General features: G+C 70.1%; 17 protein-coding genes, 3 tRNA genes and 1 pseudogene. 11 read left to right on the top strand and 10 right to left on the bottom strand.

Features of this window, described 5'->3' with window-relative positions; all coding sequences use genetic code 11:
* Nucleotides 1-53: 53 nt before the first annotated feature.
* Nucleotides 54-518, top strand: a pseudogene (locus tag ACIGDI_RS02925) (GNAT family N-acetyltransferase); the annotation flags it as partial.
* A gap of 129 nt (nucleotides 519-647) precedes the next feature.
* On the opposite strand, the gene ACIGDI_RS02920 reads toward ACIGDI_RS02925, so the two are convergent.
* From ACIGDI_RS02920 to ACIGDI_RS02900, 5 genes are all read right to left on the bottom strand, one after another.
* Entirely contained in the window at nucleotides 648-1,484 is an 837-nt protein-coding gene (locus ACIGDI_RS02920) for a carbohydrate ABC transporter permease (protein WP_399889578.1), read from the bottom strand.
* Nucleotides 1,485-1,486: 2 nt separating this feature from the next.
* Nucleotides 1,487-2,476, bottom strand: coding sequence for a carbohydrate ABC transporter permease (locus ACIGDI_RS02915; protein ID WP_399889575.1), 990 nt, complete (start codon nucleotides 2,474-2,476; stop codon nucleotides 1,487-1,489).
* Nucleotides 2,477-2,553: 77 nt separating this feature from the next.
* Nucleotides 2,554-3,897 (bottom strand): ABC transporter substrate-binding protein, encoded by a 1,344-nt coding sequence (locus tag ACIGDI_RS02910; RefSeq protein WP_399889572.1) that lies wholly within the window; start codon nucleotides 3,895-3,897, stop codon nucleotides 2,554-2,556.
* A gap of 85 nt (nucleotides 3,898-3,982) precedes the next feature.
* Nucleotides 3,983-5,476, bottom strand: coding sequence for a glycoside hydrolase family 32 protein (locus ACIGDI_RS02905; RefSeq protein ID WP_399889569.1), 1,494 nt, complete (start codon nucleotides 5,474-5,476; stop codon nucleotides 3,983-3,985).
* A gap of 390 nt (nucleotides 5,477-5,866) precedes the next feature.
* The gene (locus ACIGDI_RS02900) at nucleotides 5,867-6,925 is read right to left on the bottom strand and encodes a LacI family DNA-binding transcriptional regulator (RefSeq protein ID WP_399889566.1); all 1,059 of its coding nucleotides are present in this window, start codon (nucleotides 6,923-6,925) and stop codon (nucleotides 5,867-5,869) included.
* Nucleotides 6,926-7,441: 516 nt separating this feature from the next.
* On the opposite strand from ACIGDI_RS02900, the gene ACIGDI_RS02895 reads away from it, so the two are divergent.
* The 4 genes from ACIGDI_RS02895 (at nucleotide 7,442) to ACIGDI_RS02880 (ending at nucleotide 10,980) form a co-directional block, all read left to right on the top strand.
* A complete protein-coding gene (locus ACIGDI_RS02895; RefSeq protein ID WP_399889563.1) occupies nucleotides 7,442-8,650 on the top strand; it encodes an amidohydrolase in 1,209 nt (402 codons plus the stop codon).
* Nucleotides 8,651-8,677: 27 nt separating this feature from the next.
* Nucleotides 8,678-9,724, top strand: coding sequence for a DUF5937 family protein (locus ACIGDI_RS02890; RefSeq protein WP_399889560.1), 1,047 nt, complete (start codon nucleotides 8,678-8,680; stop codon nucleotides 9,722-9,724).
* A 10-nt stretch (nucleotides 9,725-9,734) separates the two neighbouring features.
* A complete protein-coding gene (locus tag ACIGDI_RS02885; RefSeq protein WP_399889558.1) occupies nucleotides 9,735-10,265 on the top strand; it encodes a hypothetical protein in 531 nt (176 codons plus the stop codon).
* A 223-nt stretch (nucleotides 10,266-10,488) separates the two neighbouring features.
* Nucleotides 10,489-10,980: a hemerythrin domain-containing protein gene (locus tag ACIGDI_RS02880; RefSeq protein WP_399889555.1), complete on the top strand. Its 492-nt coding sequence runs from the start codon at nucleotides 10,489-10,491 to the stop codon at nucleotides 10,978-10,980.
* Between the two features lie 298 nt (nucleotides 10,981-11,278).
* Here ACIGDI_RS02880 and ACIGDI_RS02875 read toward each other — a convergent pair whose 3' ends face one another.
* Nucleotides 11,279-11,449, bottom strand: a complete 171-nt coding sequence (locus ACIGDI_RS02875; RefSeq protein WP_399889552.1) for a hydrophobic protein — start codon at nucleotides 11,447-11,449, stop codon at nucleotides 11,279-11,281.
* Between the two features lie 880 nt (nucleotides 11,450-12,329).
* Nucleotides 12,330-12,896 (bottom strand): hypothetical protein, encoded by a 567-nt coding sequence (locus tag ACIGDI_RS02870; RefSeq protein ID WP_399889549.1) that lies wholly within the window; start codon nucleotides 12,894-12,896, stop codon nucleotides 12,330-12,332.
* 42 nt (nucleotides 12,897-12,938) lie between these two features.
* On the opposite strand from ACIGDI_RS02870, the gene ACIGDI_RS02865 reads away from it, so the two are divergent.
* Both ACIGDI_RS02865 and ACIGDI_RS02860 read left to right on the top strand, forming a co-directional pair.
* On the top strand, nucleotides 12,939-13,571 hold the full coding sequence (locus ACIGDI_RS02865; RefSeq protein WP_399889546.1) for an ABC transporter ATP-binding protein: 633 nt from the start codon (nucleotides 12,939-12,941) through the stop codon (nucleotides 13,569-13,571).
* Between the two features lie 70 nt (nucleotides 13,572-13,641).
* A complete protein-coding gene (locus tag ACIGDI_RS02860) occupies nucleotides 13,642-14,295 on the top strand; it encodes a serine aminopeptidase domain-containing protein (protein WP_399889543.1) in 654 nt (217 codons plus the stop codon).
* Nucleotides 14,296-14,439: 144 nt separating this feature from the next.
* On the opposite strand, the gene ACIGDI_RS02855 is transcribed toward ACIGDI_RS02860, so the two are convergent.
* The 3 genes from ACIGDI_RS02855 to ACIGDI_RS02845 all read right to left on the bottom strand — a co-directional run bounded on the left by ACIGDI_RS02855 (nucleotide 14,440) and on the right by ACIGDI_RS02845 (nucleotide 14,843).
* Nucleotides 14,440-14,513: transfer RNA gene (locus ACIGDI_RS02855), tRNA-Ile, on the bottom strand.
* Nucleotides 14,514-14,692: 179 nt separating this feature from the next.
* Nucleotides 14,693-14,765: transfer RNA gene (locus ACIGDI_RS02850), tRNA-Asn, on the bottom strand.
* Nucleotides 14,766-14,770: 5 nt separating this feature from the next.
* Nucleotides 14,771-14,843 (bottom strand) — tRNA-Asn (locus tag ACIGDI_RS02845).
* Between the two features lie 134 nt (nucleotides 14,844-14,977).
* Here ACIGDI_RS02845 and ACIGDI_RS02840 point away from each other — a divergent pair.
* From ACIGDI_RS02840 to ACIGDI_RS02825, 4 genes are all read left to right on the top strand, one after another.
* Nucleotides 14,978-15,283, top strand: coding sequence for a YtxH domain-containing protein (locus ACIGDI_RS02840; protein ID WP_200703324.1), 306 nt, complete (start codon nucleotides 14,978-14,980; stop codon nucleotides 15,281-15,283).
* Between the two features lie 50 nt (nucleotides 15,284-15,333).
* Nucleotides 15,334-16,776: an FGGY family carbohydrate kinase gene (locus tag ACIGDI_RS02835; protein WP_200703323.1), complete on the top strand. Its 1,443-nt coding sequence runs from the start codon at nucleotides 15,334-15,336 to the stop codon at nucleotides 16,774-16,776.
* Between the two features lie 164 nt (nucleotides 16,777-16,940).
* Nucleotides 16,941-18,674 (top strand): ABC transporter ATP-binding protein, encoded by a 1,734-nt coding sequence (locus tag ACIGDI_RS02830; protein ID WP_399889539.1) that lies wholly within the window; start codon nucleotides 16,941-16,943, stop codon nucleotides 18,672-18,674.
* The gene (locus tag ACIGDI_RS02825; RefSeq protein WP_399889536.1) at nucleotides 18,674-20,605 is read left to right on the top strand and encodes an ABC transporter ATP-binding protein; all 1,932 of its coding nucleotides are present in this window, start codon (nucleotides 18,674-18,676) and stop codon (nucleotides 20,603-20,605) included. The genes ACIGDI_RS02830 and ACIGDI_RS02825 overlap by 1 nt, the downstream gene beginning before the upstream one ends.
* The last annotated feature ends 5 nt before the right edge of the window (nucleotides 20,606-20,610 follow it).

Below are 20,610 nucleotides of genomic sequence, written 5' to 3'. Positions count from 1 at the left end.
GGGCCCACCGGCCCAGGACGCGGCGGAGACGGGCATCCCACGATGGGGGCACGATGAGTCTTCAGCTCCGCCCCGGCGACGCACCCGCGGGCTATCCGTTCGCGTACGAGCGCGAACTGCGGCTCCGTGACGGCCGACGCGTCGCGATCCGGCCGATCGTGCCGTCCGACGCGCCGGACCTGGCGGCGGCGATCCGCTCGGCGGACGCCGAGACGCTGTACCGCCGCTTTCTGGGCGGCCCGCCGCGCCTCACGCCGGACCTGCTGAACCGGCTGACGAGACTGGACTACGTCCGCCGGTTCGCCCTCGTCGCGGCGGAAGCCGCCTCCGGAAAGGGCATCGCCATCGCGCGTTACGAAGCTCTGGCCGACGGCGTCGCGGAGGTCAGCGTCGCGGTGGACCCGGCCTGGCGGCGCGTCGGACTGGCGACCGCCATGATCGAGTTGCTGGCCCAGGCGGCACTGGAACGGCACATCCACAGCTTCAGCGCCTCCTACCTCGCCGAGAACCGCCCGGTGGCGGCGCTGTTGTCCCTCGCCGACCTCACCGGCCCGCAGGAGATCGAACTGGGACTGGCCGAGTCCGAGGTCGAGTTGGACCGCGGCAGTGTCGCCGCGGCCGTACACGCGATGGACACGCGGCGGGGTTCAGCCCTTGACCGCGGAGCTGGCCACGCCCTGGACGAACCACCGCTGGAAGAACGCGAAGACGATCAGCACGGGCAGGATCAGCAGGACGCCGAAGGCCAGGACCTGTCCCCAGTCGACCGGCATCTGTCCCTGGAAGACGCTCATCTCCAGCGGCAGGGGGCGCACGGCGGGGTCGGAGACCATCAGGACGGGCCAGAGGAAGGCACCCCACTGGGTGAGGAAGGTCAGGATCGCGACGGAGGCGAACACCGGCTTCGACATCGGGACGACGATCGCGAAGAAGGTGCGCCAGGGACCCGCGCCGTCGATCCGGGCGGCCTCCTCGATGCTGGGCGGGATCGCGCGAAAGAACGTGGAGAACTGGTAGATCGAGAAGGCGTTGGCGATGAAGGGGATCGCCTGGACGTAGATGGTGTTGCGCTGGTCGTCGAACATGTAGAACAGCGGGACGGCGACCGCCTCGAACGGTACGAGCATCAGGAGCAGGACGACGGTGAAGACGGCGCCCTGTCCGCGCCAGCGCAGCCGGGTGAGTCCGTAGGCGGCCATGGAGTTGACGATCAGACCGCCGAGCACGACGACGGTGGCCAGGAGCAGTGAGATGCCCATGAAGCGCCAGAAGTAGCCGGTGGCGTCGGAGTCGAAGCTGCTGAGGACGGCCCGGTAGTTGTCGAAGGACAGGTGGGTGGGCAGGAACCCGGTCAGGCCGTTCAGGACCTGGTCGGAGGGCTTGAAGCTGCCGAGGACCAGATAGAGGACCGGCAGGACGAAGACGAACGCGAGCACGCCGAGGACGGCGTAGTCGACGAAGCGGCGCAGGGGTGTGCGGGTCATGATCAGTCCTCGTTGCCGGAGCGGACGACGCGGCGCTGGATGAGGGTCAGGGCGACGACGATCAGGAAGAAGACGACCGTGATCGCGGCCGCCTGTCCGATGTTGTTCTGGTCGAAGGCCGTGGTGACGGCCTGGTACATCACCGTGCGGGTGGCGTCCTCGTCGAGTCCGCCGCCGTGGACGAGGACGTAGACCTGGTCGAAGACGCGGAAGGACAGCACCGAGGTGAGCATGGCGACGAAGACGAGGGTGCCGCGGATGCCGGGCAGGGTGACGTGCCGGAACTGCTGCCACCGCGTGGCCCGGTCGAGCTCGGCGGCCTCGTAGAGCTCGCCCGGTATCTGCTGCAGGCCGGCGAGCAGGATGACCATCTGGAAGCCGACGCCCTGCCACACGGACAGCACGATGACCGAGGCCATGGCGGTGACACTGTCACCGAGCCAGTCGAAGGCTCCCCAGTTGCCGAAACTGACCGCGTGCAGCGCGGAGTTGAGCAGGCCGTCGCCGCTGCGGGCGAGGATGAGCCGCCAGATGACCGCCACCAGGGCCATGGGGAAGACGACCGGTAGGAAGAACAGGGACCGGAAGACGCCGATGGCCCTGAGCTTGCGGTTGAGCAGGATGGCGAGTGCCAGGGCGAGACCTGTCTGCAGGGGTACGACGACCACGGCGAAGGTCAGGTTGTTCAGCAGGGCCCGCAGGAACGGGCCGGACATGTCGGGGTCGGTGAAGATGCGCCGGTACTGCTCGATGCCGAAGAAGCGCGGCGGCAGCGGCGAGCCGAGCCGCACGTTGTAGAAGGACAGGACGACGGCGTAGACGAACGGCACGGCGACGAAGGCGATCAGTCCGCCGAGAGCGGGCGCGGACATCAACAGCCCGTGCAGGGCGTCGCGGTTCGGGCGCCGGCGGCGTACGGGTTCAGGGGATGTGGGTGGTGCGCTCGGCTTCCGCCTGTCCGGTGCGGCGGGCGCGGGGTTCACGATGGTCACGGTGGGGTCCCTCTTCCCGGCCGGGAGGGACGGACGCTGTCAGGGGGCGTCCGCCCCTCCCGGCTGCTGGATGCCGGCTACTGCAGTCGGTAGCCGTCGTTGTCCGAGAAGTCCTGGTCGATGGCGCGGGCGGCCTTGGCCAGCGCCGTCTTCGGGTCGGCGCCGCCGTAGACGTCGCTGAGCGCCTGGCTGAACTTGGCGGTCACCGTGGGGTATCCGGCGGTGACCGGGCGGGTCACGGCGACGCAGGACTTGGCGATGTCGCTGTCACCGCACGGCTTGGCGAGCTGGTCGGCGAAGAGCTGGAGCGGGCCGCCCTGCTTGTACAGGCTGCTCTTGGTGAGCGCGCTCCGGGTTCCGGGAGGAGCACCGTTGGCCGTGGTCATCGCGGTGACGTTGGTGTCGTCGAGGAGCGAGTCGAGGAAGGCTCCGGCCGCCTTGCCGTTCTTGGTGGCGGCGCCGATGCCCCATTCCCAGGAGCCCTGGCCGGTCTTGGGGCCGTTGCCGAAGTCGGGCAGCGGCAGCACGACGAGGTCCTTGCCGACGGCCTTGCTGTAGGCGGGGTACATCCAGTGGCCCACCCAGCTCAGGGCGACGCGGCCCTTGGCGAAGGCGTTGCCGTCGGTGTTGGGGTCGACGTACCGCTTCCAGGACTGGACGGTCTTCAGCGCCGAGGTCACCGCCGGGGTGTCCAGGGCGCCTGCGGCCTTGCCGTTCTTCAGCAGTGAGCCGCCCGCCGACCAGACGACGGGGGCGAAGCCGTAGGTGCCCCACTCGTTGGCGAACCCGTTGCTCTCCTGCAGGTCCAGGCTCTTGCCGTCGGAGTCCTTGGCGGCCAGCTTCTTGACGGCGTCGGTGAACTCGGCCGCCGTCCAGTCGTCGGCCAGGCCCTTGGGGTACTTGATGCCCGCCGCGTCCAGCAGCTTCTTGTTGCCGTAGACGCCGAGCCCGGAGTCGTACATGCCCAGCCCGTACTGCTTGCCGTCGATGCTGCCCTCGGCCTTGATGGCGGGGGTGGCGTTGGCCAGGGTCTTCGCGGAGACGTAGGAACCGATCGCGGCGAGCTTCTTGTTGTAGACGAAGTTGGCCATCGTCGGGCCGTCGAACTCCATCACGTCCGGCAGCTTGGCGGCGTCGGTGGCGGTGATGGTCTTGGTGTAGTCGGTGTCGGGGATCAGCGTGAGCTTGACCTTGACCTTCTTCTGCGAGGAGTTGAAGGTCCGCACCGCGTTCTGCAGTGCGGCGGCCTCACTCGCCTGCCCCTGGTGGGCCCAGACGGTGATGGTGCCGGTGCCGCTGCCCTGTTCGGCGGAGGTGCCGGTGCCGCTGCCCCCTCCGCAGGCGGCCAGCGCGGCCAGGGGCAGGGCGAGGGCGACGGCCGTGGCGGCCGTGCGGCGGAATCTGGGGCTGCCGGGGTTCATGCTGGGTGCCTCCGGTGTGTCGTGCGGGCGAGGGTGGATGGTGCGGAGGTGTGGGGGTGGTGGGGGTTCGGGACCGGCCCGTGCCTTACGGCGACGAGGGCGACGGCTCCGTCATGGGGACCTGGCGGTGGGGCAGGTCGGTGTCGGCGCTCGGCTCCTTGACCGTGAGCGGCAGCAAGTGCCAGGCGTCGACCGTGTAGTTCAGGCGCGAGTCCGGCGCGGTGCGGGCCTCCAGGCGCCAGGGGCCGTCGCCCGTGGGGTAGAAGCGCACGGTGAGTACCTGGCCGGTGGTGGTCAGGAAGACCTCGGCGATGGAGTGGTCGACGACCACACGCAGGTCCACGGGCTGTCCGGTGGGGCAGGGCATGCGGTAGGAGCCGCGGTGGGCGCGGTCGTCGGACGAGGCGTGGTCACGGTCGACGACCAGTTCGCCGGCGGCGGCGTCGAGGCGGATGTCGAGGTACTCGTCCGGGCCGGTGAGCAGCCGCAGGCTCGCCGCCCCGGTCGTCTCCAGACGGGCCGTCAGGTCGAAGGCGCGTCCCACGCCGCCCAGTTGGACGGGTTCCCGGTGAGCCGCGCCTTCCGCGTGGAGCGTGTGCTCGCCGCGCAGGGCGAGGAGTTCGGCGGCGGGCCGCTGGTGCAGGGTGCCGTCGGCGGCGGCCGTGATCTCGCGGGGCAGGGTCAGTACGCCGGCCCATCCGTCCGCGACCGCCCAGTCCTCGTCGCGGGCCTCCGGGGACCAGCCCCACAGCAGCCACCGGTCGCCCGGTGCCCGCAGGAGGGCGGGGGCGTAGCAGTCCGGGCCGTGGTCCACGAGGGCGGGCGGCCCGGCCGCGAAGACGCCGTCGTGCTCCTCGCCGGTCAGCGCTGTGACGCAGCGGTCGCCGTCATGGTCGTTCCAGGCGCTGAAGACGAGCGCCCCGGGGCGTCCGGCGCGCGGCGGCAGGTACTGGGGGCACTCCCAGCCCTCACCGGTGTGCAGGCCGGTGGTGCCGACCGGCTCCTGCCGGCGGGCCTCGAAGGGACCCCGCAGCTCCCATGTCTCCAGGTCCGCCGACTCGTACAGCAGGGCCGCGCCCCGCCCGTCCGCGAGGGCGGCGCCGACCAGCATCCGCCACCGGTCGCCGTCCCGCCAGACGTACGGGTCGCGGTACATGGTGCAGTCCTCGGGCCAGTCGGGGACGACCAGGCCGCCGTGCGGGGTGAAGGTCCGGCCGCCGTCGTGGGAGACGGCGGTGGTGACCGGCTGGTGCTGGGGCGAGCGGTCCCGGCGGTTCGCGGAGTAGAAGACGACGAGGCGGTCGCCGTCGGACACCGCGTTGCCGGAGAAGCAGCCGTCGGCGTCCACGCCGCCGGGGTCCGGGGTGAGGGCGATCGGCAGCGGCTCCCAGCTCAGCAGGTCGGGGCTGCGGAAGTGGCCCCAGTGCATGTTCGCGTGCGTCGCGCCGTACGGGTTGTACTGGTGGAAGACGTGGTAGTGGCCGTCATGGAAGACCAGCCCGTTGGGGTCGTTGATCCAGTTCCGGGGTGGCCGCAGATGCGCGACGGGCCGGTACGGATCGCAGGGCGCGGTGGACACACGCGTGCCTTTCGGTGTGTGCGGCGGAGCATGCGAGGGCGGGCGGTGACCGGACGCGGCCGGCCGCGATCGCCTCGTGGACTCGGTGAAGGTGGCGCCTCCCGCGGCGCCTGTCGAAGGCCCCGTGGCATGCCGACGCAGGCCGGGACCGGCGTGCGGCCGACGGCGAGGCGCGGGAGGGGTGGTGTGCGGCGCCGACCTACGGGTCGGCGGCAGCGCGGCTCAGCAGGCCGCGGTGCTGTCGTGAATCAGCCGGTCATGGCGGTGCGACGGCTCGTTGAAAATGTCGGGGGACATGTGTGTACCCTCACTGTGTTCCGCGTACTGGCAGGACCGACGACCGGTTGCGACGGTCGCCTGTCACGGTGCGAGAGCTTCGCCGTCCCGAGGTCAGAGTCGGGGCGGCGAAGCGACCGATGCCCGCGCCACCAGCGGGCAAGGCAGCTTTTCCTTGGTGTCCGGGCCCGGTGGCCGGCCCGGAGTCTTGGTGAGTGCGAGCAGCTGGGCCACGGCCCGTGCCCCCATCTCGTAGTGCGGGAGCTGGACGGTGCTCAGCTGCGGGTGGACCGACTCGCAGACCAGCTCCTGGTTGTCGAACCCGATGACCGACAGATCCCGGGGGATGGACAGCCCCAGTTCGGCGGCGGCCCGGTAAGCCCCCGCGGCCATCCGGTCGTTGAAGCAGAACAGGGCCGTCGGCCGCTGATCCGCCGTCAGCAGACGGCGTGCGGCCCGGTATCCGGTGTCCACGTCACCGCCGACGGTGTTGAACGGCACGGCCGTCTCGGCCGCGACCAGCGACGGGTCGTAGGCGATGCCGGCCTCGGCGAGCGCCTTGCGGTAGCCCTCCAGGCGGCCGTTGCGGGCGGGCAGGTCGACGGTCTGCACGGTCACGCCGATCCGGCGGTGACCGTGGCCGATCAGCTCGCGCACCGCCACGTAACCGCCCTGGACCTCGTCGGGCACCACGGAGGGGACGGCGGGGTCGGGCGAGCTGGCGTCGAGCAGCACGGTGGGCGTGGCCCGCAGCGCCTCCGGCAGGGTCACGATGCGGTGGTACATGGCCGCGTACAGCACGCCGTCCACCTGACGCTGGAGCAGCATGTCGATGCTGGTGCGCTCCAGTTCGGCGTCGCCGCTGGTGTTGACCAGCAGCAGCACCAGGCCCTCGGCCGCGGCGGCCTCCTGGGCCCCCAGGATCATCCGGCCCGCGTGGGGGGTGGTGGCGATCTCGTCGCTGACGAAGCCGATGGTCTGCGACCGCTGCGTCCTCAGTCCGCGGGCCAGTCCGTTCGGCGCGTACCCGAGTTCGTCGGCGGCCTTCCAGACGCGCTGCCGCGTCTCCTCACTGATCCGCTTGCCCTCGACCCGGTTCAGGACGTGCGACACGGTCGCGGTCGACACACCTGCCGCCGCGGCCACGTCCTTGATCCCGATCCGGCGCGCCATTACCCCTGCCCAATGTGGTCGATTTCGGGTTGGCTAATCGTTTAGCCAACCGCGTGGACATGAGAGTGCCGTCAGCGGGAGCAACTGTCAATGGCTCGTTACGAACTCGTCGCCACGAGGTGTCGGCGCGCCAGGGGCGCCCTTGCGGCACCTGGGGGCCGCAGTGGACCTTGTCCGCCGGGTGCCTGATCCGGCATCAGCCAGAGCCTCCACACATGACCGGCTCGCGGCACTGGACGGCCTTCACGCCGCCTCGGGGAGGGGAGTTGCCTCCGCAGCGGACTGCCCTTCCCATGCGTGCAGGTCCTGTCGAACGGCCGGACCCGGGCCCGCATGCCCGGATCACCGACTTTCGCTACGACCACATCGTGTCCGTCGGGAACGCGCAGTCCGCCTGGGTTACCTGAGGCGCGGTAATCGCGGACCGGCGGCGCGAGGGCGGCCGCAGTCTCGAAGCACGCCGTGGCAGTTCATGCCCTACGTCACGGTGCTCATCCCGTACGACGGAGGCCCACCATGCCCACCATCGCGCCGCCCCCGCTGAGGGCTCTGTCCGCTGAACTCGCCACGCTGCGCCCCCGCATGGAGGCGGTGAGCCTGGCGATCCACGCGCGGCCGGAGCTGAAGTTCTCCGAGTTCCACGCCCACCGGGCGCTGACCCGCTGGCTCACGGAGGCCGGCTTCGCGGTGACGGGGGCGGTGGACGGGATGGAAACGGCGTTCGTGGCCGTGCACGAGGGCCGCCGGCCCGGCCCGTACGTCGCCGTCCTGGCGGAGTACGACGCGCTGCCCGGCGTCGGGCACGGCTGTGGACACAACCTGATCGCGGCCGGGGGCGCCGCGGCCGCGATCGCCGTCGTACGGGCCCTGCCGGCGCACCCGGGAACGGTCGCCGTCATCGGCACGCCAGGCGAGGAGATGGGTGGCGCCGGCAAGATCCGGCTGGCCGAGGCCGGCGTGTTCGAGGGTGTGGACGCGGCGCTGATGTTCCACCCTGCCGACCGCTCCCTCACCACCCAGCACTCGCTGGCCGCGGCGCACCTGCGCGTCGCCTTCACCGGCGTGAGTGCGCACGCCGCGAAGTCACCGTGGGAGGGCCGCAGCGCACTGGCCGCCGCCCAGGTATTCCTCACTGCCCTCGACGCGCTGCGGCAGTTCGTCCCGCCCACCGCACGCCTGCACGGCGTCGTCACGGACGGCGGGCATGCCCCGAACGTCGTTCCCGCCCACGCCGCCGTGGAGTTGTACGTACGGGACCGTACGGCCGCGTCGGCCGGGGCACTGGTCGAGCGGGTCCGCGCGGCCGCCCAGGGCGCGGCGTTGGCCACCGGAACCACGGCCGAGGTGTCCGAGACCGGACCGCTCTACGCGCAGCGCCGCGACAACACCGTGCTCGCCGAGCGGTTCGGGCAGGCGGTGCACGCACTGGGCCTGGACATCGCGCCCGCCGGTCCGGACAGCCCCGCCGGTTCCTCCGACATCGGCAACCTCTCGCAGCTGCTGCCGGTGATCCACCCGTACATCCAGATCGCCGAGCCGGGCACGCCGGCCCACTCCGAGGCGATGCGCGAGGCCGCGGCGACCTCGCTCGCCCACGACCGCACCGAGATCGCGGCGACCGGTCTGGCCCGCGTCGTCGCCGAACTGCTCACGGACGAGGAACTGCTGGCGGCCGCCAGAGCGGAGTTCGCACAGGTCGTTGCGGAAGCCGAGGTGCTGACGTGAGCAGGCTGCGAACCTACACTTCCCGTCATGCCGGTCGTGATCGTCCTGGAAGGGGCCGCCCCGGACCGCTTCACTGTCACCGTGTCGCCGCTCGCCGAACTGGCGGCGAGCCTCCACGTCCTGACCGAACACACCCACCACACCGAACACGCGCTCTGGGCCCAGGCGATCACCCGCGACGCCCCGCCCTCATTCCGGGCCGGCCTGCGCCGCTTCGCCCCGCTGTGGACGGCGCTGCGCTGGCGGGGCTTCTACCCGGGGCTGAACGCGCCCCTGCCGGAACTGACGACGGACCGGTTCGCCGAACTCACCGCCCACACCTGCGCCAGCGGCTACCGCGGCTTCGACTTCAGCCGCCTGCTCCACGACCCGGCACAGGCCACCGCGCTGCGCCGGGCGTCCTCCGGTCTGCCGGAACCGCACCCGGCCCTCGCCGAGGACCTGCTGCGCGACCCGGAGCAACTGCGCATCGACATTCTCGCGTTCCTCGACCTGTGCCGCCGCGTCTTCTTCGCCGGCCTGTGGGCGACGACCGAGCCCGCGCTCGCCCGTGCCGCGCACCTCGTGCGGCAGCGGCTCGCGGACGAGGGACCGGAGGCGGCCCTGCTCTCGCTCAGCCCGTCCAGCGCACGGCCGACCGGTCCGTCGCGGGTCGTCTTCGACAAGGTGCACCACGCGGTGATCAGCCCGGCCCGTACGCCGGTCCTGCTCATCCCGACCCGATACGGCGCCCCGCACCTGCTGGTGAAGGACGAACCGGGACTCCCACCGGTCGTCCACTTCCCGGTGGACGCGCCGGAGATCGGGGTCACCTTGGCCCGCAGCCGCATGCTCGCGCTCACCGATCCGCGCCGCGTCCGGCTGTGCCGGCTCATCGCCCGCCAGGCGATGACCACGGCCGACCTCGCGGACCGGCTGTCGATGACCCGCCCCCAGGTATCCCGTCACCTTCGCGCCCTGCGCGACCTGGGGCTCGTCCGCGTGGAGCGCAACGGCCGCTACGTCCACTACGGTCTCGACCTCGCGGCGGTCGAGCGCATCGGCAGGGACGTGGCGATAGGCCTGCAGCACTGAGGGCGGCGGCATGACGGGCCGATACCCGATCCTCTGCCACCGCGAACTGCGACCCCGGCTGCGGTGGAGCGCGTGGCGCGAGCGGCGCGCTCCGCTGGTAGCGGAGCCCGGTGGAATCCTCGTGCACGAGATCGACGGGGAGCACAGCACGGGGGCCGACGACACGGCGCGGGCCACCGCCGTGACCCTGGTGGACGTCCGCTCCGGCGTGCAGCTGTTCGCCGAATGGCACCTGGCCACGTCCGACTCCGCGGCACATTTCCGCGTCCGGGTGACCTACCACTGCACGGTCGTGGACCCCGTGACGACCGTACGGGGCCGTCGCACCGGCGCCTGGAACCCAGGCCGGGTCCTCGCCCAGGACACCCGCCCATGGCGCCTGCACGGGGAGCATGCCGAACGCGACGAGGACGGACTCCGTCGGTCCCTCACCGCCTTGCTCTCCCCGAGCCCGGCCCACCGGGAGCTCCCCGGGATACGCGTGGAGCTCGGCTGGGTGGACGTGGGGTCCGCCTGGCCGAACGACGTCGATGAAGCGTGATCAGCTCATCCGCCGTGACGCCGCGACTGCACCTCGTGAGTGCGGTCAGCGACGGAGTCGTCATCGCACTCCGCGAAACGGGAAAACGGATCACCGTCCATCTCGCCCTCACACCGAACCAGAGCACTGCTCGTCGTTCGATCAGGTGCTCCTAATGAACGCCGCAGGACGGGGTAGCAGGATTCCGGCAAGATTCCCCCGCACGAAGGTGATGCCAACTCCTATGGCGCAGACACGAGACGTCGTTGAACTCATTCTCCAGGACCACCGAAAGATGGAGGATCTCTTTCGTCTGATGCGCAGCGTCGAAGCCGACCGCGCTGCCGCTCTTCGGGAATTCTCCGATCTGCTGATCGCGCATGCACTGGCAGAAGAGGCGAAGGTCTATCCCGCCCTCAAGCGTTACAAGAAGATCGACGACGAAGAGGTGGAACACGGCGAGGAGGAGCACGAGGAAGGCAACAAGGCACTCCTGGATCTCCTGGAAGTCGACGAGGTCGGCTCCGAGGAGTGGGACGAGAAGCTTGAAGAACTCGTTCAGACCGTCACCCACCACGCCGACGAGGAGGAGCGCACCATCCTCAACGGAGCGCGCGAGAACGTGGCCACGGAGCGCCGCGAGGAACTGGGCGAGGCGTTTACGGAGGAGCGCGAGCGCCAGCTGAAGGCGGGCTGCGGCAGCATCGACAACGTGCGCCGCATCGTCGGCTCCTGACCACAACCCGTCGCCACGCCGTCGGACTGTCGGCGCCGGGTGGAGGGCTGCCGTGATCTCGCGGTTTCCGCTCAGTTCCTTCCCGGGGTCAGGGCGACGACCGTCGGCAGATGTCGGGGTGGCTGGGTCCGGTGGTTTGGAGGCGCAGGTTCCACTGCTTGACCGGGCCCCAGCTGTGGGGCCCGGTCACCAGGAAAAGTGGTAGTCACACCCTTTTTCCCGAGAGAGGGTCTTATCCGGGAAATGCCTGTGGGCCCCGGATGATCCGGGGCCCACAGGCATGTCGCCGCTCGGCGGGTTACCAGCGATACCAGCGTCCCTTACGGCCGCCTGCATCCGCGGAACGCATGACGAAACCCAGCAGCCAGACGACCAGCACGATGACCGCGACCCACCACAGTGCCTTGAGCGCGAAACCCGCACCGAAGAGGATCAGAGCCAGCAGAAGAACAAGAAGCAAGGGAACCATTGTTATCAACCTCCGTCGCTCCTGATGCCCGACAAATGCGGGAACACACGGTCGACTTCCATGGTTTCCCCACTGCTCTTGCGGGCACTCCATCCAGTTTCTCCACGAATACGGGCCGCCCCGGCAACCCCTGCCTCAAGGGCGCCCTCGGTCCGGCCGCCTTCGGCGCGGTGAGAACCAAGGACACCTACCAGCAAGCCCACGATCTGGCACATGCTCAACGATGTATGTGGTGGCCCAGTCCACGCGGGGGCGGCTCGCCGCCGCCGGTTCCGTTCATCGGCCCGTACAAGTCGGCCCCGGGCGCACGGGGACAGCTCCATCCTGTCCGACGAGCGGCGGCTCAAGAGGCCTCCTTCGGTCTGCGGGCTCTTTCGCCGCCGGCGGCGCCGGGGAGTGTGAGCAGCCCTGCCCACGCTTCCCGGCGCGAACCGACGGGCGTGCTCGCATCTCGATCCCGCGAGCCACGAGGTCAACTGACCCGAAGGTTCAACGTACGCAATGCAGGCATCCGAGATACATCGCCCCTATGGACCCTATGACCGACTTGACCGTAATCGGCGTCCCGTATCCGTCCTGCCGATCATGACCACACATAGCGAGACGCTCTACGAGCACCCCTCAACTCGTACCCAGCTCGCATGGTTGCTGGTCGGATCGACTCTTCTCGCGTAGCGAGTGGTGGGGCGGGTGGGACTCGAACCCACGGCCGACGGATTACGAGTCCAGGGAAACCGGACTTTCGGGCGATAATGCCAGCTCGCAGGTGGGTTCGAACCCGTTCCGCAGCGGATCGCCCTTCCCATGGGCAGACCCCCGCACCCGGCAACGCATGGCCGCGAACCCACCTACGCCGATTCGGCGAACTGGCCGAACACCATCAGGCCGGTTCGGTGAACTGGTCGAACACCGTCACGGCGGCGCGGGTGGCGAGGGACCAGCGGTCCTCTCCTTCCGGGTCCTCCAGGTTGGGGTGTCCGGCGATCCAGCGCATATGGAAGCCGTCGAGCAGGGCGGCGATGGTGGTGGCGAGGTGCTCGACCTTGTAGGGCGCGCGCATGCGTAGCCCGTAGGCGTCCAGCAGCGCCTGGTACGCCACGCAGGCGACCTCGGTGAACGACTCGCCGTAGTGCCCCAGGGCGTCGCGGACGCGCGGGTTGGCGGCGCTGGCGTAGAAGCCGAGCAGCACGCGGTAGATCGGGTCCACGCGGTGGTTCTCGTGATTGTCCGTCAGGACATCGTTGAGAGCCTCCTGCCAGGTCGTGCCGCTGTCGACCGCCTTCTTGAAACGACGGATGCTCTCCGGCAGCCCCGGGACCAGTTCGGCCTGTCGGCTGGTGAGGTGGAAGAGGAGATCTGCCTGGAAGTCGGCCTGCGCGGGCCAGATCTGGTAGATGGATCCGGTCGTGATCGCCGGTGCCGTGTCGTCGCCCAGCCTCTCCCGCATGATGCGGGTGGCTTCCTCGGTGACCCGCTTGACGCGGACGAAGTGGGCGCGGGAGAGGTCGTCGCCCTCCTCGGGGCCAACGGAGCGGGGAAGACCACCATGCTCAAGGCCGTCTCCGCCCTGCTGCGCCCCCTCGCCGGCACGATCACGTTCAACGGAACGGACCTCGGCAGGATCCCGGCGGCGACCCGCGCCCGCCTCGGCATCGCCCACGTCCCGGAAGGACGAGGCATCTTCTCCGGCCTCACGGTGGCGGAACACCTGCGCCTCGGTCACCGGGGCGAGCGCCTCGACCAGGCGGCCGCCCACCGTTACTTCCCCGCCCTGTCCCGCCTCCAGGACCGCAGGGCAGGACTGCTCTCCGGCGGCGAGCAGCAGATGCCGGCCATGGGACGAGCCCTGGCCCGCGGCCCCAAGCTGCTCCTGCTCGACGAGCTGAGCCTCGGCCTGGCGCCCATCATCGTCGAGGAGTTGCTGCCCATGGTCAGGCGCTGTGCCGACGACACCGGCTGCGGGGTGCTGCTCGTCGAACAGCACGTCGGCCTCGCCCTCGACATCGCCGACCGCGGCTACGTCCTGCCCCACGGCGAGATCACCGCGCACGCCACGGCCCGGGAACTCCGGGCCGACCAGTCCCGCATCATCGCCGGCTACCTCGGCGAGCAGCACACCTGACCCGGCCGGGCGGCCACAACCGCCGTGAGCCTCAACCGCTCGGGCCGGTCCACCTGTACAACTCGGCCGGATGCTCAGGGCTGCCCGCGTACCCAAGACAAGGAATCCGATGTTCACCTTCCACAGCGAAGACGGCGTCCAGATCCACGTACACGAATGGCAGCCGGACACCCCACCGCGAGCCGTCGTGCAGATCGCCCACGGCGTGGGAGAGCACGCCGGCCGTTACGCCCCACTCGCGGCAGCACTGACCACTCAGGGCTATGCCGTCTACGCCGACGATCACCGCGGACACGGGCTGAGCAGGCACGCCGAGCCCGGTCATCTCGGGGACGACGGCTGGAACCGACTCGTCAGCGACTTGGTCACCCTGTCGGAGGCCATCCGCGAGCAGCACCCCGGCCTGCCCCTGGTGCTGCTGACTGCCAGGACCACGCCCTCATGCAAGTCGACCGGCCGGGCCGCGATCCCGTCGAAGCACGCGCCAACGGGATCGTCCCAGTCGACGGCGGCGGCGGCGGCAGCCTCGGTGAGCCGGAAGTCGCCCAGCATCCCGGTGGCCCGCCACCACACCGCACCGACCCCGCCGCCCACGGCCAGAGCAACGTGGGCGAAGGTCCCCAGGCAGCCACTTCCGCTGACCTGCGTCCCATCAGCGTCCCAACTTCGGCGTCCACTCGCTCGCCGAGGCCTCCCGCGGCGGCTTGCGCCGGCAATGGGCTGATACGTGTATGCCGGTCAGAGCGGTTCCGACCAACACCGATCACAACGCCCTTTGAACTCACCGGCAGCGGATTCAGTCCGTTGCCCCAAAGTCCTGAATCCGCCCGCCCGAAGAGACGTTTCCCCAGGTCACAGGCCTGCACAGTGGGGCGGGTGGGACTCGAACCCACGGCCGACGGATTATGAGTCCGCTGCTCTAACCGGCTGAGCTACCGCCCCATAGCGGCGTGTCGCGTACATGTGTGCGCGCCGTCTGCCGCAGCATAGCCGCTCATACGATCTCCTGCTTCGCAGGGGCGACTTCGCATGCCCTTCAAGACTCCCCCGTGACCTGCACGGTTCCGCCGACACACGGTCGGACATGAAAAAGGACCCCGGCGGGGTCCTCGTTCAGCATGCTCCCCCGACTGGACTCGAACCAGTAACCTGCCGGTTAACAGCCGGCTGCTCTGCCAATTGAGCTACGGAGGACCGAGCTCCCCCGACTGGACTCGAACCAGTAACCTGCCGGTTAACAGCCGGCTGCTCTGCCAATTGAGCTACGGAGGAATGCCTCGTTGCATCGAACGTACCTACCTGGGTATTCGCCAGGGGGCGGGCGCTCGCTGCGACACATACATTAGCGCAAGCAGGGGGGTGCTCCGCCAATCGGTATCCCCCATGGACGGAAGGGTGGCTCCCCCATGCGCTACAAGCTCACGTTCGTCGTCGGCCTGGCACTGGGTTACGTGCTGGGCACACGCGCCGGACGCGAACGCTACGAGCAGCTGAAGAAGTCCGCGCGCCAGGTCGCCCAGAACCCCGCGGTCCGCAACACCGCCGAGACGGCCGCCCAGCAGGGCCGCCAGTTCGCCGGCAAGGCGTACCACGTGGTCAGCGACAAGGTCGGGGACCGGGTGCCGGACTCGGTGACGGACCGGGTGCGCTCCCTGAAGGGCCGGCACACCGACGGCGCCCGCGAGGACGACTGGGGCACCAGCAACACCTAGGCGTACGGCTCCGCGAACTCCCGCGGCTCTTCGCCCATAGAATTTTCGCCATGGGGATAGTCGCCGGGTTGGACAGTTCGCCCGATTTCACTCGCATCGTCGTCTGCGACACGGACACGGGCGCCGTGCTCAGGCAGGGGTATGCCCCCCACCCGGTGGACGGTGACCGCCCCGCCGACGTCGACCCGCAGGCGTGGCTGCTCTCCCTCGGGGAGGCGGCCGGCGGCGGGCTCCTCGAAGGCGTGCAGGCCATCGGCGTGTCGGCGCAGCAGAACGCGGTGATCGCGCTGGACGCGCAGGGCAACACGGTGCGCCCGGCGATGGTCGGCGGCGACAGGCGGACGCAGGTCGCGGCGGCGGATCTGATCGACGCGCTCGGCGGGCGCGAGTCCTGGGCGCAGGCCGTGGGGTCCGTGCCGCAGGCCGCGCAGCCGGTGACCAAGCTGCGCTGGCTCGCCAAGAACGAGCCCGACGCCGCCCTGCGCGCCGCGATCCTGATGCAGGCCCACGACTGGCTGGTGTGGCAGCTGCTGGGGCGGCCCGTGCGACGGACCACCGACCGGGGCGGCGCCTCCGGGACCGGCTACTGGTCGGCGGCCACCGGTTCCTACCGCACCGACCTCGTGGAGCTGGCGCTCGGTCATCAGGTCATGCTGCCCGAGGTGATCGGTCCGGCGGAGGCGGCCGGTACGACGCCGGAGGGGCTGCTGATCTCCGCCGGGACCGGCGAGACCATGGCCGCCGCCTTCGGGCTCGGCATCGGGCTGGGCGACGCGGTCGTCTCGCTGGGTGCCTCGGGGTCCGTGATGGCCGTACATCCCGAGGCCCTCGTCGACGGCACCGGGATGATCACCGCCCTCGCCGACGCGACCGGCATGCACCTGCCCGTGGTCACCACCCTGAACGCCGTACGGACCCTGCGCGGGACCGCCGAACTGCTCGGGCTGTCTGACCTGGAGAGCCTGTCCGACCTGGCGATGAAGTCGACGCCCGGCTCGCACGGACTGGTGTTGCTCCCCTATCTGGAGGGCGAGCGGACGCCCAGCCTGCCGCACACCGCCGGGACCCTCGCGGGCCTGCGGCGGGAGTCGATGAAGCCCGAGCACCTCGCCCGGGCCGCGTTCGAGGGCATGCTGTGCGGGCTCGCCGACGCGCTGGACGTGCTGCGCGGCCGGGGCGTCGACGTACGGCGGATCTTCCTGCTCGGGGCGGCCGCCGAGCTGCCCGCCGTGCAGGCCGCGGCGCCCGCCCTGTTCGGCGTGCAGGTCGTCGTACCGCAACCCGCCGACTACGCGGCGATCGGTGCCGCCCGGCAGGCCGCGTGGGCACTGGGCGTGTCGCAGGGCGCGCTCGACCCGCGCAATCCGCCGGCCTGGCAGGGCGCGGCGGCTCAGGTGCTGGAGCCCGGCGAGGAGCTGGCGGTCGGGCAGGCGGTGCGGCAGCAGTACGTGTCGGTGCGCGAGCAGACCCATCCGGGGGCGTTCCGGGCATAGCGGATCGGCAGCGGAACGTAAGGATCCGGTAGGAGGCCCACCCGGAAGGTCGTACGAAGCGCTGCTCTCGGCTTAATCGGTTGGGGTAACGCGGGGGGAATGTTCGACGATGGGGGCCACGGGCAACGAACCCGCCCCCCACCGCCGACTCCGAGAGACGTAGCGTGCTCATACGACTTCTACGGACCTACCTCAGGCCGTACAAGAAACCCATCGCCGCGGTGGTGCTGCTGCAGTTCCTGCAGACGTGCGCCACCCTCTACCTGCCGACGCTGAACGCGCACATCATCGACAACGGTGTCGTCAAGGGTGACACCGGCTACATCCTCTCCTTCGGCGCGCTGATGATCGGCATCTCGCTGGCCCAGGTCGTGTGCAACATGGGGGCCGTGTACTACGGCGCCCGGACCGCGGCGGCGCTCGGCCGGGACGTGCGCGCCGCGGTGTTCGACCGGGTGCAGTCCTTCTCCTCGCGGGAGGTCGGCCACTTCGGGGCACCCTCGCTGATCACCCGGACCACCAACGACGTCCAGCAGGTCCAGATGCTGGCCCTGATGACGTTCACCCTGATGGTGTCGGCGCCGATCATGTGTGTGGGCGGCATCGTCCTCGCGCTCGGCCTGGACGTGCCGCTGTCCGCGGTGCTGGTCGCCGTGGTGCCGACGCTGGGCATCTGCGTGACGTTGATCGTGCGGCGGCTGCGGCCGCTGTTCCGGGCCATGCAGACCCGCCTGGACACCGTCAACCGGGTGCTGCGCGAGCAGATCACCGGCAACCGTGTGATCCGGGCGTTCGTCCGGGACGAGTACGAGAAGGAGCGGTTCGGGAAGGCCAACGGCGATCTCACCGAGATGCAGCTGGCCACGGGCAACATGCTCGCGCTGATGTTCCCCGTCGTCATGACGGTGGTGAACCTGTCGTCCATCGCGGTGGTGTGGTTCGGCGCCCACCGGATCGACAGCGGCGGGATGCAGATCGGCGACCTGACCGCCTTCCTCGCCTACCTCATGCAGATCGTGATGTCCGTGATGATGGCCACCTTCATGTTCATGATGGTGCCGCGCGCGGAGGTGTGCGCAGAGCGGATCGAGGAGGTCCTCGGCACGTCGTCGAGCGTGGTCCCGCCGACGGCCCCGGTGCTGGAGCTGCGCAGGCACGGGCACCTGGAGATCCGGGGCGCGGGCTTCCGCTACCCCGGCGCCGAGGAGCCGGTGCTCAAGGCCGTCGATCTGGTCGCCCGGCCCGGTGAGGTGACCGCCGTCATCGGCTCGACCGGCAGCGGCAAGTCCACGCTGCTCGGCCTGGTCCCCCGCCTGTTCGACGCCACCGACGGGGAGGTCCTGGTCGACGGCACCGACGTGGCGACCATCGAGCCCAAGCTGCTCGCGAAGACGGTCGGCCTGGTCCCGCAGAAGCCGTACCTGTTCGCGGGGACGGTCGCGACCAACCTGCGCTACGGCAACCCGGACGCCACGGACGAGGAACTGTGGCACGCGCTGGAGGTGGCGCAGGCCAAGGACTTCGTCAGCAAGCTGGAGGGCGGGCTGAACGCGCCGATCGCGCAAGGCGGTACGAACGTCTCCGGCGGTCAGCGGCAGCGGCTCGCGATCGCCCGCACCCTGGTGCAGCGGCCGGAGATCTACCTCTTCGACGACTCCTTCTCCGCCCTCGACTACGCGACCGACGCGGCCCTGCGCGCGGCGCTCGCCGAGGAGACCGCCGAGGCCACCGTCGTGATCGTCGCCCAGCGCGTGGCGACCATCCGGGACGCCGACCGGATCGTCGTCCTCGACGAGGGACGGGTCGTCGGCACCGGCCGGCACCACGAGCTGATGGCGGACAACGAGACCTACCGGGAGATCGTGCTCTCCCAGCTGACGGAAGCGGAGGCTGCCTGATGGCCGGGCCGATGGCGCGGATGATGGGTCAGGGCGGCGGTCCCGACAGCCGTTCGATGGACTTCAAGGTGTCGGGCAGGCGCCTGATCGCCCAGTTCAAGCCGGAGCGGCTGACGATCTACGTGCTGCTGTGCTGCGTGGTCGTCAGTGTCGGGCTCAACGTGATCGGGCCGAAGATCCTCGGCAAGGCCACCGACCTGGTGTTCGCCGGGATCGTCGGGCGGCAGATGCCGTCGGGGGCGACCAAGGAACAGGTCCTGGACTCCATGCGCGCGCGGGGTCAGGGCCAGGTCGCCGACATGCTGCGCAGCACCGACTTCACGCCGGGCAAGGGCATCGACTTCGACGCGGTGGGCCGTGTCCTGCTGCTCGCGCTGTGCACGTTCGTGGTCGCCGGTCTGCTGATGGCGGTGGCGACCCGGCTGGTCAACCGGGCCGTCAACCGCACGATGTACCGGCTGCGCGAGAACGTGCAGACGAAGCTGTCGCGGCTGCCGCTGTCGTACTTCGACAAGCGGCAGCGCGGCGAGGTGCTCTCGCGCGCCACCAACGACATCGACAACATCGGTCAGACGCTGCAGCAGTCGATGGGCCAGCTCATCAACTCGCTGCTGACCATCATCGGTGTGCTCGCGGTGATGTTCTGGGTGTCGTGGCTGCTGGCGCTGGTGGCCCTGGTCACCGTGCCGCTGTCGTTCGTCGTCGCCACGCGCGTCGGCAAGCGGTCGCAGCCGCACTTCGTGCAGCAGTGGCGCACGACCGGCAAGCTGAACGCCCACATCGAGGAGATGTACACCGGGCACACCCTGGTGAAGGTGTTCGGGCGGCAGGACGAGTCGGCGCAGCAGTTCGCCGAGCAGAACGAGGCGCTGTACGAGGCCGGGTTCAAGGCGCAGTTCAACAGCGGGATCATGCAGCCGCTGATGATGTTCGTCTCCAACCTCAACTACGTGCTGGTGGCCGTGGTCGGTGGTCTGCGGGTGGCTTCGGGCGCCCTGTCCATCGGTGACGTGCAGGCCTTCATCCAGTACTCGCGGCAGTTCTCGATGCCGCTGACTCAGGTCGCGTCGATGGCGAACCTGGTGCAGTCAGGTGTCGCGTCGGCCGAGCGGATCTTCGAACTCCTGGACGCGGAGGAACAGCAGGCGGATCCGGTCGAGGGCGCCCGGCCCGAGGAGCTGCGGGGGCTGGTGGAGCTGCAGAACATCTCCTTCCGCTACGACCCCGAGACGCCGCTGATCGAGAACCTCTCGCTGAAGGCGGAACCGGGCCACACGGTCGCCATCGTCGGCCCGACCGGCGCCGGCAAGACCACCCTGGTCAACCTGCTCATGCGGTTCTACGACGTCTCCGGCGGCCGTATCACCCTGGACGGCGTCGACATCGCCACGATGTCCCGGGACGAGCTGCGGGCCCGGATCGGCATGGTGCTGCAGGACACCTGGCTGTTCGGCGGCACGATCGCGGAGAACATCGCGTACGGCGCCGCGCGCGAGGTCACCCGGGGCGAGATCGAGGAGGCGGCGCGGGCCGCGCACGCCGACCGGTTCATCCGTACGCTGCCCGACGGCTACGACACCGTGATCGACGACGAGGGCTCCGGTGTCAGCGCCGGCGAGAAGCAGCTGATCACCATCGCGCGGGCGTTCCTGTCCGACCCGGTGATCCTGGTGCTCGACGAGGCGACCTCGTCGGTCGACACCCGTACCGAGGTGCTGATCCAGAAGGCGATGGCCAAACTCGCCCACGGGCGGACCTCGTTCGTGATCGCGCACCGGCTGTCGACCATCCGGGACGCGGACACGATCCTGGTGATGGAGAACGGCTCGATCGTCGAACAGGGCTCGCACACGGATCTGTTGGCGGCCGACGGCGCCTACGCGCGCCTGTACAAGGCGCAGTTCGCGCAGGCGGTCGCGGAGGTGGACTGATACAC

The organism is Streptomyces sp. NPDC085900 (genome assembly GCF_044540925.1).
Classification (GTDB): domain Bacteria; phylum Actinomycetota; class Actinomycetes; order Streptomycetales; family Streptomycetaceae; genus Streptomyces; species Streptomyces gilvifuscus.
Note: the sequence above shows the minus strand (reverse complement) of the source record. Positions and strands in the feature narration are given on the sequence as shown.

Bases quoted from the DNA above. Each gene is read 5' to 3' on its own strand.
- ACIGDI_RS02920 (WP_399889578.1), bottom strand. From the start codon at position 1,484: ATGACCCGCACACCCCTGCGCCGCTTCGTCGACTACGCCGTCCTCGGC.
- ACIGDI_RS02910 (WP_399889572.1), bottom strand. From the start codon at position 3,897: ATGAACCCCGGCAGCCCCAGATTCCGCCGCACGGCCGCCACGGCCGTC.
- ACIGDI_RS02900 (WP_399889566.1), bottom strand. From the start codon at position 6,925: ATGGCGCGCCGGATCGGGATCAAGGACGTGGCCGCGGCGGCAGGTGTG.
- ACIGDI_RS02895 (WP_399889563.1), top strand. From the start codon at position 7,442: ATGCCCACCATCGCGCCGCCCCCGCTGAGGGCTCTGTCCGCTGAACTC.
- ACIGDI_RS02890 (WP_399889560.1), top strand. From the start codon at position 8,678: ATGCCGGTCGTGATCGTCCTGGAAGGGGCCGCCCCGGACCGCTTCACT.
- ACIGDI_RS02885 (WP_399889558.1), top strand. From the start codon at position 9,735: ATGACGGGCCGATACCCGATCCTCTGCCACCGCGAACTGCGACCCCGG.
- ACIGDI_RS02880 (WP_399889555.1), top strand. From the start codon at position 10,489: ATGGCGCAGACACGAGACGTCGTTGAACTCATTCTCCAGGACCACCGA.
- ACIGDI_RS02875 (WP_399889552.1), bottom strand. From the start codon at position 11,449: ATGGTTCCCTTGCTTCTTGTTCTTCTGCTGGCTCTGATCCTCTTCGGT.
- ACIGDI_RS02870 (WP_399889549.1), bottom strand. From the start codon at position 12,896: ATGCGGGAGAGGCTGGGCGACGACACGGCACCGGCGATCACGACCGGA.
- ACIGDI_RS02860 (WP_399889543.1), top strand. From the start codon at position 13,642: ATGCTCAGGGCTGCCCGCGTACCCAAGACAAGGAATCCGATGTTCACC.
- ACIGDI_RS02840 (WP_200703324.1), top strand. From the start codon at position 14,978: ATGCGCTACAAGCTCACGTTCGTCGTCGGCCTGGCACTGGGTTACGTG.
- ACIGDI_RS02835 (WP_200703323.1), top strand. From the start codon at position 15,334: ATGGGGATAGTCGCCGGGTTGGACAGTTCGCCCGATTTCACTCGCATC.
- ACIGDI_RS02825 (WP_399889536.1), top strand. From the start codon at position 18,674: ATGGCCGGGCCGATGGCGCGGATGATGGGTCAGGGCGGCGGTCCCGAC.